The sequence below is a fragment of the Proteus sp. G4380 genome (assembly GCF_963885725.1).
GTDB classification, from domain to species: Bacteria; Pseudomonadota; Gammaproteobacteria; order Enterobacterales; family Enterobacteriaceae; genus Proteus; species Proteus mirabilis.
The window spans coordinates 1-13,430 of the sequence record NZ_CAWPAV010000053.1; the positions used below are offsets into that span (position 1 = coordinate 1).

At 34.1% G+C, this 13,430-nt stretch carries 13 protein-coding genes; 8 read left to right on the plus strand and 5 right to left on the minus strand.

Features of this window, described 5'->3' with window-relative positions; genetic code table 11:
- On the plus strand, window positions 1-2,858 hold a 2,858-nt coding region (locus tag AACU98_RS04555; RefSeq protein ID WP_237612239.1), incomplete at its 5' end, for a tetratricopeptide repeat protein.
- A gap of 116 nt (window positions 2,859-2,974) precedes the next feature.
- On the opposite strand, the gene AACU98_RS04560 is transcribed toward AACU98_RS04555, so the two are convergent.
- Window positions 2,975-3,682, minus strand: a complete 708-nt coding sequence (locus AACU98_RS04560) for a hypothetical protein (RefSeq protein WP_004243947.1) — start codon at window positions 3,680-3,682, stop codon at window positions 2,975-2,977.
- 528 nt (window positions 3,683-4,210) lie between these two features.
- Between AACU98_RS04560 and AACU98_RS04565 the strand changes: the two genes are divergently transcribed.
- Window positions 4,211-5,332 (plus strand): hypothetical protein, encoded by a 1,122-nt coding sequence (locus AACU98_RS04565; protein WP_161735619.1) that lies wholly within the window; start codon window positions 4,211-4,213, stop codon window positions 5,330-5,332.
- Between the two features lie 549 nt (window positions 5,333-5,881).
- On the opposite strand, the gene AACU98_RS18420 is transcribed toward AACU98_RS04565, so the two are convergent.
- The 4 genes from AACU98_RS18420 to AACU98_RS04580 form a co-directional block, all read right to left on the minus strand.
- Window positions 5,882-6,043 (minus strand): YnfU family zinc-binding protein, encoded by a 162-nt coding sequence (locus tag AACU98_RS18420; RefSeq protein WP_221885004.1) that lies wholly within the window; start codon window positions 6,041-6,043, stop codon window positions 5,882-5,884.
- A 162-nt stretch (window positions 6,044-6,205) separates the two neighbouring features.
- Window positions 6,206-6,580: a hypothetical protein gene (locus AACU98_RS04570; protein ID WP_126656414.1), complete on the minus strand. Its 375-nt coding sequence runs from the start codon at window positions 6,578-6,580 to the stop codon at window positions 6,206-6,208.
- Between the two features lie 563 nt (window positions 6,581-7,143).
- Window positions 7,144-8,160 (minus strand): site-specific integrase, encoded by a 1,017-nt coding sequence (locus AACU98_RS04575; RefSeq protein WP_049219420.1) that lies wholly within the window; start codon window positions 8,158-8,160, stop codon window positions 7,144-7,146.
- Window position 8,161: 1 nt separating this feature from the next.
- Window positions 8,162-8,746 carry a phage repressor protein CI gene (locus tag AACU98_RS04580; protein WP_049219419.1) on the minus strand — a complete coding sequence of 195 codons (585 nt, stop codon included), beginning with the start codon at window positions 8,744-8,746 and terminating at the stop codon, window positions 8,162-8,164.
- Between the two features lie 374 nt (window positions 8,747-9,120).
- Between AACU98_RS04580 and AACU98_RS04585 the strand changes: the two genes are divergently transcribed.
- From AACU98_RS04585 to AACU98_RS04610, 6 genes are all read left to right on the plus strand, one after another.
- The gene (locus AACU98_RS04585; RefSeq protein ID WP_110229122.1) at window positions 9,121-9,630 is read left to right on the plus strand and encodes a phage regulatory CII family protein; all 510 of its coding nucleotides are present in this window, start codon (window positions 9,121-9,123) and stop codon (window positions 9,628-9,630) included.
- 159 nt (window positions 9,631-9,789) lie between these two features.
- Window positions 9,790-10,122 (plus strand): hypothetical protein, encoded by a 333-nt coding sequence (locus AACU98_RS04590; protein ID WP_112843686.1) that lies wholly within the window; start codon window positions 9,790-9,792, stop codon window positions 10,120-10,122.
- A gap of 11 nt (window positions 10,123-10,133) precedes the next feature.
- Entirely contained in the window at window positions 10,134-10,481 is a 348-nt protein-coding gene (locus AACU98_RS04595) for a DUF5347 domain-containing protein (protein ID WP_109407776.1), read from the plus strand.
- A gap of 76 nt (window positions 10,482-10,557) precedes the next feature.
- Window positions 10,558-10,809, plus strand: a complete 252-nt coding sequence (locus AACU98_RS04600; RefSeq protein WP_071233406.1) for a DUF2732 family protein — start codon at window positions 10,558-10,560, stop codon at window positions 10,807-10,809.
- Between the two features lies 1 nt (window position 10,810).
- Window positions 10,811-12,928, plus strand: coding sequence for a replication endonuclease (locus tag AACU98_RS04605; protein ID WP_112843687.1), 2,118 nt, complete (start codon window positions 10,811-10,813; stop codon window positions 12,926-12,928).
- A 318-nt stretch (window positions 12,929-13,246) separates the two neighbouring features.
- The gene (locus AACU98_RS04610; RefSeq protein WP_036907243.1) at window positions 13,247-13,429 is read left to right on the plus strand and encodes a hypothetical protein; all 183 of its coding nucleotides are present in this window, start codon (window positions 13,247-13,249) and stop codon (window positions 13,427-13,429) included.
- The last annotated feature ends 1 nt before the right edge of the window (window position 13,430 follow it).

Below are 13,430 nucleotides of genomic sequence, written 5' to 3' on the forward strand. Positions count from 1 at the left end.
TGTCTCGTAAAATTAAAAATATACTTATCTCCATTTTTTTAGTATTTATTGCCTTGGGGCTTTATCTCAATAAAAATCAAATCCAACCACAGTCAAAGCCAAATGGTTATAGCTATTATCAAAAAGGTGATTATAAAGAGGCGTTTAATTATTTTACACAATATGCGGAAAGTGATCCGCAAGCGGCATTTAGTTTAGCAATGATGTATTGGGATGGCATAGGGGTTGATAAAAATGCCTTAGCTTCACAAAAATGGTTAATAAAATCAGCAAACTTACAAAATAGAAATGCACTTTATAATTTAGGATATTTACGTAACAAAGGATTAATCCAAAGTCCTACTGATGATGCTCAAGGATTAACGTCATTAACTAAAGCTGCTGATTTAGGCTCTTCAATAGCGAAAGATTTTTTACATGACCTTAATTTTCCTGTGATTTATTATGATCAAAAAGAATATACGCTACTCCCTATTTATGGTGAGCAATCTTGGTCTGAAAAAAAAAGAACACTTGAAGAATTAGAAAAATTAGCAGAAGAAGGCAATAAAGAAGCTGTATATCAATATTTAGAGAATAAGGATTCAGTAAAACAATCAAAAAAGACTAAAAATATGATACGTCCTTTTATTGAAGAAAAAGATCCTAAAATGATGTATTTAAAATATAAGTTAATAAGTCAAGATATTAACTTACTTTTTGATTCAGCATATTTGAACTATCCTGAGGCAACATATCTTCTGTATCAAATCTACAAGGGTGATAAGAAAAACTATCCCCTTCAAGAAAATTCTTTTTTAGCTAATATATATTTAAAAAAATCTGCTGATTTAGCGCATCATGATGGATTAATTAAAATAATAGAGAAATTAAATAATAGTGATACATTATCATCAAATTATTTTAGAAACTTGCTTGAAAAATATATTAATACATTATTATTGAAATATCCAAACTCTCCACAAGCCATGCTAGCGCTCGCTAATGTCTATTTAAAACCAAATAGTAGTTTTTATAATTTTGAAAAAGCACTTAAGCTGGTAGAGAGAGCATATAACATACAGCCATCTCCTGAAAGCAAATTATTATTGGCTAAATTATATTCTAATAGTGAGGGGGTTCATCAGAATATTAGAAAAGCAGTTAGTTTTCTGAAAGAAAACATAACTAATGATAAATTGACAGGTAAAAGCCAAAGAGAATTAGTAAAAATATATTTTGATTTTGGTGCTTCTGATTATCTTAAAAAAGAAGAGATTGTGAATATTTTAAGAGAGAGTGTAATTAAAAATAAATCAGCTGGTACATTTAATCAAAACTATAGCTTAGCTCATTTTTATGCAGATCTTCTTTTAGAAGAAGATGTCGCCAATAATGAAGAATATGCTTTTTCATTATATCAAAAAGCACGAGGTTATGCCTATGAAGCTACTTTTCATCAAGCAATTGCGACTATTAAATATAAAAATATAATAGATGATCAAGCTCTTATTAATATTGTTTCAGAATTGAAAGATGATTTAGAAAGCAGAAGGTTGACAGAAAAAAAACGACAGGAAGGATATAGTATTCTTTTCCGATATGGAATGGATTCACAATATGTAATTGATTTTATTGTGGAACGTTCGCTATATGATGATAAAATAAGAAAGGCTATTCAACCATTATTAAGTCAAAATACAAATCTTGCATTTCAATATACAATAAAGAATATAATACATGAGAACTCAGCTAACAATATTAATGAAGATAATTTAAAAAAATATTATAAGGATATATTTAAATTAGCTGAAATAGGTTCTATTGATGCAATTAAATTTATTATTACAAAAGAGTATAAAGATAAGAATGCTCGCGATGAAATTTATCAAGACTATTCTTTTGATAAGTTAACTAATATCACTATTAAGGAGCGTTTGGCTTGGCGAAGAAAATGTGCAGATTTAGGTGATTTTATTTGCTTAAAAGAATTGGCTATAATTTATCGAGACGGTAAAGAGGGGGTTAGAAAGAACATTGCTAAAGCATCTGAATATGAACTACGTATTAGCATCAATTCGTCTCATTTTGAGCTGGAATCAGAAAAATATGAAATAGATAGAAGATGGAAGGAAAAAAGAGATAATACACTTGATTATTTACTAAACCAAAAAGAGAGTAGTAAACAACAACTAGAATTAGCAAGATTTTATAGTATTGAAGATAGTGGAAGAAGTTTAATTTATGCCAAAAAAGCATATGATTTAGGAAATAAAGAAGCGGCTGAGTTAATTTATTGGTACTATATGCAAAATATCTGTGAAGATAAAGATAATATCAATAAAGCAGACTACTATCTTAAAGAATGGCTAACAACAGGAGAAGAACCTAGTAAATACAGCTCTTCTAATGAATACAAATATTCTAGTATTAGTATCATTGCTGATTATTATTTAGAGTCACCGTGTTTAGTTGAACGAAACCTTGATAAGGCTATTGAGTGGTATCAATTATCGTTAGATTATCCATATGAAATAAATGATTTTTTGTATTCTGAATTAAATAATATGTATACTAATGCACCAAAATACATAAGTAAGGATCCTTTCGTGAATGTGTATTTATCTACACTAAAAAATCATAACGATTATATTTTAGATATGAATATTCGATTAGGAAAAATGAATTTTGCAATATCTTCTTTTGACAAACTTTATGAAGCACTTCTACTCAAAGGTGATGTGAAAGAAGCATATTATTATGGTTTACTATTAAATTATGATGTGAATAATGTCGCTATGTTTTATTCTTTATCTGACATTGAGCGTAAAAATATTGAATATCGTGTTGCTGATTATTTAAAAGAAATACAAAAATAATTTTATGTTATATGAGAAGTCCTTAATTATATTAAATTTTGAGGGATTCTTATTGATAGCAAAAGATAATCACAATATAAATTTTAATTATATTGTGATTATCAATTACTTTAAAATTAGACACCAAAATTAAAAGTGAGAACAGCCTCCCCGATAAAATCTAAACCATTAGATAAATCTATTCCTTTTTTACTTAATTCATCTCTAGATAAAATAAAGGTTTGAGTAGGATTACTTTCAATTCCCTGTCTGAAATTTGCTTGGAAAATTTCACCTGAAATTAGAGCCAGAGAGCCTTTATCAACCGATTCTGTCTGTTGTTTTGATGTCCAACCATTGGTTGGCCCTTTATATAGGACATTATAGTAGTTAGTCCCTGTGATAGCAGCATCGTTTGCTCGTGAAATATACGCAGGTTTGCCATCAACAGTCACATTATCCCATACAAAATAAGCTGCTCCAACCGCAGTTTCAGGATTTGCTTTATCTACTAAATGAAACCAGTCTGACGTATTATTAACGCTTAATTCTGTATTATCATAAGTATCAGACGCAACAAAGGTTAAATATGTTTTTGCATCACATTCAACTGTAACTGTATTTTGAACCATACTGGCAGGATAAGAATAAATTTTCGATTGAGGGATAAGTGTTGGGCTTATGACTCCGTAATCGAAAATCACATCACTTTGTGTTGCTCCATTAATAGTACAAGTTGGGGGCTTAATATCACCGTTGATTTTTAAGTTAGCTACAGGGGATTTAGCCAACACTGGCGTAGATATTATCGCCAGCATAGTAAGGCTAAGTAATAATTTTTTCATATCATTATTCCTTTTTAGAGGATAAATAACAAAGCAATATTATATAATACACCTTTTGTTTATTTATTTAATGATATCTGAATATATTTTTAATATATCTAATTTAGACTTTCTTAAACTGAGTTTATTTTAATGTCTAATATTATCTAAAAGAGATAATTAAAAATAGACCTTTTATTTCGCTAATAGCTATTTTATTTTTGTCTAAGTGCATTTGTGTGCAGGTTGTTGTCAGAGCAATCAAGCTATAAGGTGAGAATACGTGAAATGGAATAAGCATAGAAAGTGAAAAAAGAACGCAGGAGAAAATCTTAAAATGATGTTTGTTAACAGTTATTGAAAATATTATCTTACTAAAAATAGCGTGAATGATTCTTTTTTGGAATGTTTTTCTTTACTTTGTTTTTATTTTAATTTTTATATGGAATAATGATTTTTATTCTTATTGTTAGAGATAAAAATCACTAATAATCGTATAATAAATAGTATATCAATGGTTATATCTGTCATTATGTTCGGTGGTGAAAATTGAAAACGATAACTATTAAAATCAGTCTTTTTGTATTGTCACTGTTTTTCCCTCTCCTAACAAAAGCACTTGTTATTCCAGATAATGGAACGGGGTATATAGGTGAATTAACACCTCCTCAATCATATATGTTACTTTATAGTAGTGGTAATCGCTATGGCGCGGCTGTAGGTGTTAATAATGTTGTAGATTATTGTAGTAAAAACAGTGCACAATGGCAGAGTTTTTTATTCCCATTCCCAGGAAGTCAAGAGGGGGAGTACGGATTAAAATTATATAATAAAAATGCAAGCGAAGCGGAAAATAGGGAAAATTATTTAGTTGCAGCTATTAATGGAACGTTAACTATCAATTCTGTATATAGTAATAATGGGACATATACCCCAACTAGAATTACTTTGCGTCGAGGGAAAGAGGTTTCTAGAACTGCTGATTACCCTAGTGAATTTAGTTATCGTCACCCAATGTGTTGGTTTGGTCGCTTTTCACGTGTAGATAACACTAGTTTGAGAATAAGCTCTTATTCTATTTATGCAGTAGGCCATGTTAAACCCGGTATTTACGATTTTGTTGCTCCGGTATATTTTACTACAGCTCAAACAGCAACTGAGGCTCCTCCAGATCTATCTTCAGTTCCTTTTTCATTTGGTAATGGTCCTATTCACGTCTTAAAAACATGTAATGTTTCTCCTGCTAGCTCAACAAACATACAATTTGCCGCTCAACTAGCACAAAATTTTAAGTCAGCCAAGTTACTTGAGCAGAATGTCGCTAGTATGCTTGTCTCTTGTCCTCATTCAGGAAATATGTACGTGACATTAAAACCCTATAATGAGTTAGTCAATGGGAGTAAAACTGGGATGACAATGTCTTCCAATATCCCTTTGAAAGATAAAGAAGTCGCACCTTATATTACTGTATCTGATGCAGCTAAAAAAATAACTAATGCAGTATATAATAACAATTCTTCCGAAGCTTTAGAGTTTTATGCAGGACAATCTATGGGGAAATATAATGGGGGAACTGTTTATAAGTTATTATCATTCAACCTTTGTGCTAATGGGAATATACCTACAAATACTTATAAAGGAAGTATTGATGTATCGTTCCTGATTGAATGATGTGTTAATTTGATATTCAGAACATTGATAGCGCACTAAGCATTGTTAATGGGGTATGGGCCGTATTAATCATAATAAAATTTTCTCATTACAGTTGTTGCGATATCACAACATCTTAATGGTGAAAACCATCATGTAGCGTAAATCCGCGTCAAAGTATTTATTAGTGTCTTAGGCATTCCAGAGGGCAATTTTGCCCTCTGAGTTATTGAAAAAACATATCCTATTTTGTAATGAAGCCTGATCATTCAGTGTTATCTATTGTCTGAGCCTGATAGTGATTTCCATCATATTTGTTACTTTCAGTTTAGTGTTAAAAAAGCTTACAAAAATAGTATTTTATAACGTGAGAATGCGTGAGATGGAAGAAGCACAGGAAGCGGAAGAAAAATGAAGACAGAAAGAAGAGGAAGAAAATCAAGACACCAATAAGACACCAGAAATTGATAACTGATTGTTAGTTGCTAATTTTCGTTATCAACTATGGTGGAAATCACCATAGTAGGCAGCACAAGGAAATAACAACTAAACTGGAATATTGAGTTGTTTTTATATTTTATTGAAATAAAACATGTAACCACAATTGGGGCACACAAGAATTAGATTTTTTTTAAGCTTGTGTTTGTTTTGTTTGGCTACGTAAGAACAACTTGGGCAGATAACTTCTACTAGTGTGCCTTGAAACATTCTTATCACATTAAAAGCTTTCATATCTTTCGCCCATTATAGGGATATCGTGATTCAGTATACGCTACTTTGCACCGAAACGCTTATTTTTTGTGCTTTTATCTGTGGTGACAAATTTTATTACACCACATGATAAAGCACAGCAAGTACATTTGAGTATTTAAGGTGCCAGAAACTGCCTGTTGGTTAGCCAACTACCACACACTCACCTTCAATAAAATCCTCCCCGTTATTTTCGTATTTCATAAGACGACACTTTCCACGCAAGCCATACCGACTAACGACACAGCGAACACCAGGTGATGAACTTGAGCCTTGGTGTTTGTTTTGTCGTCTCTCATAGCTGGATATTTTTTCTAACAAGCCATCTTTAACCATGCTATCTAATGTTCTGCGGGTAGATTCGAGAATACTTTTCTTGTTAAAAGAATCCATTCCTTTAAGCATATAAGCCACTCCTGAAACGTCGAAAGGTGGTGCACCTATTTCACCTGTTACCCATTCAAGATTGTCGGGTTTAAATAATTCCATTATCTCTTTTTTGCGGGAGGTCATTCTCATTTTTATATTCCTTATTGTGGGTTAGATCTATCCTACAATAAGAAACCAATAAGACATACAAATAAAAGGGTTTATCATCCTGACGTGTTAAGTAAGGGGGATAGGTGATATGCATATTATTTCGTATTTAATGAATTAATATTGCTCTGGAATCTTTTCTAACGAGGGGATTGAATGAAATACTTTATTACACTTTGTTACAAATAGAAAACCCAAGGAGTTACCCTCGGGGTTCTTTATTCAAATGCACGTGCATTTCGCGTGCACTTTCCAGTCCTTTTGTTGTCAGTGTGTAGTCCTAATGATTTCGCTAACTTCTTGTTTTTGAAACCGTTGTCCTATCACTGACCCACCAAATTTGGTGGAGCTGGCGGGAGTTGAACCCGCGTCCGAAATTTCTACATTCTCTTGTGGTGTCTAGGTAAAACAATGACTTGTTATAAATATCAATAAGATAATTAGTGATAACTGGTGCTATTTAGTGCGGGTTTGTGCTCGTTTGTGGTTTATGTGGACATATTGTGGACATTGTAATGTCATTAAAACAAAAATTGAAAATACAATTATTCGTTTAAGGAAGCTAATGGATTCTTTGTAATTGCATCTTCTAAATGGGTAGGGGCAAAGTGTGCATAGACCATTGTCATTTTGATATCAGAATGACCAAGAATATCTTTTAGCACTAGAATATTCCCTCCTTTCATCATGAAGTGACTAGCGAAAGTGTGGCGTAACACATGAGTGCATTGACCTTCGGGTAGTTCAATACCTGATTTATTTATTATACGTTCAAAATTTTTTCGGCACGGTGTAAATAACTTACCCCTCTTTTTGGGTATTTCCTCATAGAGTTCTTTCGATATGGGAACGGTGCGCACCTTTTTGCTTTTTGTTTTACTAAATGTGATGCGATACGGTGTTACTTGGCTACCTTCTAGATTTTCTGCCTCACTCCATCTAGCTCCTGTTGATAGACAAATTTTTGTGATTATTAAGACGCTTTTATTTCTAGATTCTGCCAGTGCTTCTAGTAAACGCTTAATTTCATTTTGATATAAAAAGGTAACCATTGTTTCATCGACTTTAAATGTAGGAAGCCCCGCAAGAGGATTGGGTAAATCCCAATGCCCTAACTTTTTTAAAGTACCGAAAACAGCTGATAAGTTTCTTTGTTCATGATTTACTGTGACGGGTTTTACTTCCATTAATCTCCCGTTAATATCAGGTATTCTACCTTTTAATCGACCTTCTCGATAAAGACTAAAATCAGATGCTGTTAATTGAGATGCTATTGGATCACCTAATCCTGCACAAATACCATTTAGTTTCGACATCATGCGTTTTGAATCAGTCAATGTTCTACCGTAGAGGTCATACCATAGAGTTATTAAATCAGATAATCTTCTGTTATCCTGTTTTTCGCCAAGCCACGGTTTATCTTCTATTTCAGCAAGAATAAATTTTTCATAAGAAAGAGCTTCCCCTTTAGTGGCAAATTTTTTGCGTATGCGTTTACCACTGACCCCGTTGGGGCGAAGGTCACAAAGCCACTCTCCAGAATCAAGTTTTCTAATTGTCATTCTATAAATTTTCAATAACGGTAATTACACGACCTAAAATGGTGAGGTCATCTAAATTACAATCAAAGGGAACACCAGAACCAGAAACACGAACTTTTTTAATAGGAATAAGAGTTAATTCCCGTATACTGATTTTTCCTTCAACATCGACCAACCACTTACCATCAAATATATCGTCAAAGTTTTCTTCTAAAATGTAGTAACTATCACCATCTTTTATACATTTTGCCTTTTTTGGTAGTGGCGCGGTGTTTTTGAGCATTGCTTTATCAAATAAAACATCATCAAACATTAATAGGTTCCCATTCACTAAACGTGAACAAGGGATTTTTAGTATATCTACTTTTATATTTGTAAAAGTTTTACCAATGCCAAAAGTTAGCCATTCAAGATTTGCGCCCGTTTCTAATGCGCATCGAACAACGATATCAGCTGGAAATAAATCTCTTTTATAGCGCATAGATAAGCTACTACTGCTTATTCCTAAATGCTCGGCTAAAGCTATTTTTGAAGGAAATCCATACGCTTCTATAATGCGATTTAAAACCTCAGTTCCACCTTTTGTTAAATCAATATTTTGATTCAAGTTTAAATTCCTCTTGCATTTAACTAAAAGTGAAATTAATATTCACTCATAGCTTGTGATAAATGACGCTAACTAGTGCGGACTAGTGAGAATTAAAGGAGATTTTGCCTTATGAAAGATCAATGTTCAATCAATATAGGTAAGCAGAAGCGGTATATCCCTATCGCGGAATTTTGTAAGCGATACGGTATGACGCTTGATTCTGCAAGATGGCAAGTGCGAGAGGGTAAATTGAAAATAAAACCCAAGAAAAAATCACACGAGCGAGTTTATATAGATTTAGAACATTACCATAAAGAATGGTATGTCTAGGCTTTTTAGTTTTAAGTTGATATCAGTTACACAAATAGTGAACTTAAAGAAGAATAAACACCATGTTTGATTATCAGGTTTCCAAACAAGCGCACTTTGATAATGCATGCCGTGCTTTCGCAAATACCCATAAAGGGGATTTAGTGCAAATAGCTGAAAGCATCGGCATGAACGCCCAAATGTTGCGTAACAAGTTAAACCCTGAACAACCGCACCAGTTAACGTGCATTGATTTAATGAAGCTGACTGATGCAACTGAGGACGCCTCTATCCTTGATGGCGTTCTAGAACAAATGCAATGTCAGCCGTCAGTGCCAGTTAATGAAGCGTGTGATTCTAATGTACCCGCTTATTTACTAACGGCGGTCGGTGAAGTGGGGAAGTTAGCAACAAATACAGTTTCAGGCGGTAATTTCAATAATGCACGTGTCGCTGACTTTAAACGTTCTGTTAATACAGCAATTCGTTGTTTAACGTTGGCAGGCATAACACTATCGGCCAGATTACATACTAATCCGGCGTTTGCCTGTGCAGTGGATGCAGTCGCTAATCTTAGCCCATCAATGATGTGAGGTTTTAAAATGAAATTAAATTCATTACAGCTTCAACAACACAAATATAAATTATCAAGTGATTCATTTAAAAATGAAAATAACAATTCTATTTATATTGTTAGTCTCGTTTTATTTATGGGTTATTTATTAATATCAGCTTTAAGTTAAGAGGTGTTTATGTCTAAAGAAAATATGTTTGATGAGATTTTACCAGGTGCGAAAGAACGTCAAATAGAGCGCTTAAAAAAATTAACTGAAAATAATAATGCCGAAGTGAAAATAGATGTCGATTATAGTGAAAACCAAAAAATTAATGAGATTTTAAATTTCATGAGAAATAAACAATCAGAGAAAATCCATTTTAAAAATAGAATTTTTGAGTTGGTAAAAAATAAATTAAATAATGGTGTGTTGAGTGTGGATGATATCGCTGAGAAATTGACTAGTTTTAGAAATGAGCTAGTTGATGCTTATGAAGAATCAACAGAATTCGAAGATATACCGTTTTAAGCGAGGTTATTATGTATCAGAATCAAGTTGAAAACGAACAAAGAGCTTTTCATATTCCAGTTGCTCAACGTGTTGATGGATTAAATCATACCGCTAAATTACGTTCTCGCCATTTTGGTTTACAAAATGAAGAATTAAAACGCTTCTTTTTTGATATGCGCGATAGATTTGATGATTGTTATCAAGAAAATAAAAAATTCTTAGGCGTCATTTTATATATGGCAGGTATTCCCAAAGAAAGACATGATTTAAATTTTGAAGATTTTAAAACATCAGAAATATTCGACATTATTAAAGCTATTAATCATATCAAGGCCGTTACGGCATTATTACCTAAACAATTAGCATTACCGCAATAATTAATTAAACCCAAAATAAAAATAAATGGCCTTACTAGGTCAGGGTTTTTTACAACCTAAATAAAGGAAATATATTATGAGAACATCAATACCAACCCCCGTTTTTATGCCTGCGAAAATTGCTAATAACGAACACGCTATTGTTTTAGATTCCACATTAGCGTTGGCGCGTAACGAACAAAAGCAAGTCTGTGCGGATAGATATGCTTCCCGTATTCGTAAACTGTCTAGTTTAATTATTCAAAATAAAATGGATTACGCCGACGTTGCTGAACTGTTGGAAAGTGAAGCATCAGAGCTAGAACGTCAAGCGCAAGAACTGGTTTGATATGACTAGTGCGGTGGAGAATAACAGCGACGTATTTATCTCAATGCGTCGCCAAAAAGAAGAATTTCAGCCAGGGCTATCGCCAAAAGCGTCCTTGGCTGAACGCATTATGTATGATGCAAACCCGTTTGATATTGAATTCCGTAATAGCATCTTAGGTAATGTGCCCGATTCATTGGCGATTTATTTTGCTACCCGATATTCAAAAATATTTAAAAGTGGGAAAAAAAATAGTAGGCGTCTTGCTAATACATTTTTACGCAAATTTGCACAGAATGTATTACCAAGATACAACCTTGTTTTATCAAAGTATCAATTTGATGGTGTTACATCAGGTTATGATTTTTTCCCTGAAAAATACGTCGAACAAATTTCTAACCTACACACGTTAGACCGTGGAACCATCAAAGAGCTGGCGAACGGTATCGCCCGCTATCTTACATCTACATTTACTGAATTTTGCCAACGTGCTGATTATGAGAATGAATCAGACGGTGCTAAGTTCGGCTACAAGAAAATAAGTAAGATCACTTCACAAATAGGCACTGTGCCACCGTACTGGAAGCAGTTCACGCAAGGGCGTGGAATAACAGAAGGGCAAATGTTATCAGGCTTATTACGCATGATGTCTGATAAGTGGTGGTATGGACGTTTAAAGCGCATGCGCGATTTGCGTGCTGAACATTTGGCTATTGCAGTCGGGCAGGTGCAAAAAAGTGCTTCCCCTTATATTTCCCGTCGTGCTTTACATGAGTGGATAGAACAAAAAAAACGTAACTGGGATTATATTAAAAGTTTCGATTTAACTAATGAGAATGGTGAGCGTGTTTCTCTTGAAGAAATGGTATTAGCCAGTGTTTCTAATCCTGCGGTTCGCCGTTGCGAATTGATGGTGCGTATGCGTGGGTTTGAAAACATGGCTAATGAAATGGGTTATGTTGGTGAGTTTTACACCCTCACAGCCCCATCAAAGTATCACAATGTATACAGTAAGGGCGGTTTCATTGAACAATGGAACGGTGCCTCCCCTCGTGATGTTCAGAAATACCTATGCAAAGTTTGGTCAAAAGTTCGCGCTGAATATGCCCGTGAAGGTATTCGCCCTTTCGGTTTTCGTGTCGTAGAACCTCACCATGATTCAACTCCCCACTGGCATTTATTGTTATTTGTTCATCCTGATCACGTTGAAAAGTTGAGAAAGATTTTTGCGGAATATGCCCGTGAAGAGGATGCCTTTGAGTTAAAAACCAAAGAGGCAAAAGAAGCCCGCTTTTATGTTGAGCCTATTGATAAAGAAAAAGGATCCGCAACGGGTTATATCGCTAAATATATTTCTAAAAATATTGATGGTTACGCAATGGATGACGAGATAGATGATGAAACGGGGCAGAAATGCAAAGACATGGCTAAAGCGGTTTCAGCATGGGCGAGCTTACACCGCATTCGTCAGTTTCAGCAAATAGGGGGGGCTCCGGTGTCTGTTTGGCGAGAGTTGCGTCGCTTGCCAGGTGATGAGCAAATTCTAGCAACGGAAGATATGGACAACGTGCGTTTTGCGTCAGATGTAGGCGATTGGTATGCCTACACCGAGTTACAAGGTGGTGCGACGGTAAAACGCCGAGATTTAACCGTGAGGCTTTCTTATGAAGTCACCGAAATGGGGAACGAATACGGCGAAGATGTAAAAAAAATTAAAGGGGTTTACTCACCGCTTGCGAGTGAGGACTCTTTCTATCTTACCCGCACCGCTAAATGGGAACTCGTTGCTAAAGTATCCACGTCTGTTAAAGGGAGTGGTTTGGCTTTTGATGGCGCGATTAGCGCCCCTTGGAGTTCTGTCAATAACTGTACGGGGGAAACCCGAACGATTAACGATGAAGAAAAGGGGGTAACGGAAATTTTAGATAATTTCAGGTCAATCGGGCATGAAATAACCCTAGAAGATGCCCAAAAAATGAGAAATGGGTCGGGAATAGTCATTGATGATATTGCATTTAGAAGTTTTGACGATGGTTCTTTGATTAGAACAGGTACGACACGACTGAAATACCGTCAATTCCATGAAAGAAAGGCGCGAATTTTTAACAAAGTCAATAAATTAAGGGGAATAAATGTATAGATATTGGGTTTTATTTTATTTATTGATATCAATAGTTCTTTTTATACACAGAACTATAAAGTCTAAAAAAAGCTATCATGAAAAATATAGCTTAGGTTCAGCGATAGATTATTCCATGCTATGGCCATTTTATATTTTGATAGCATTCTATTTTTTCCTTGCAGATAAATATCGTAAATTTATTGGTATGAGCGAGGATAGGTAATCTATGAATGTGCAATAAGTAAATATATCTCACATTATTATCACTTAGGGGTTCACAAAAATCATAAAGTTATTATACTGTTTATTCATACAGTATTCTTTAAGGGTATGATAATGACAGATAATATAAAAAGCATGGAAGCATTTGAAAGAATTGCACTTATCGCAAAAGTAGGCAGTTTTGATTCTTTCACATCACAGGAAAAAGATATCGTTTTATCATTAATATTTGAGTTAGCTGACAATGCCAGAGTGGACTTATTGGAAAAAAATAAGCCACACAATGTGGCTCAATAAT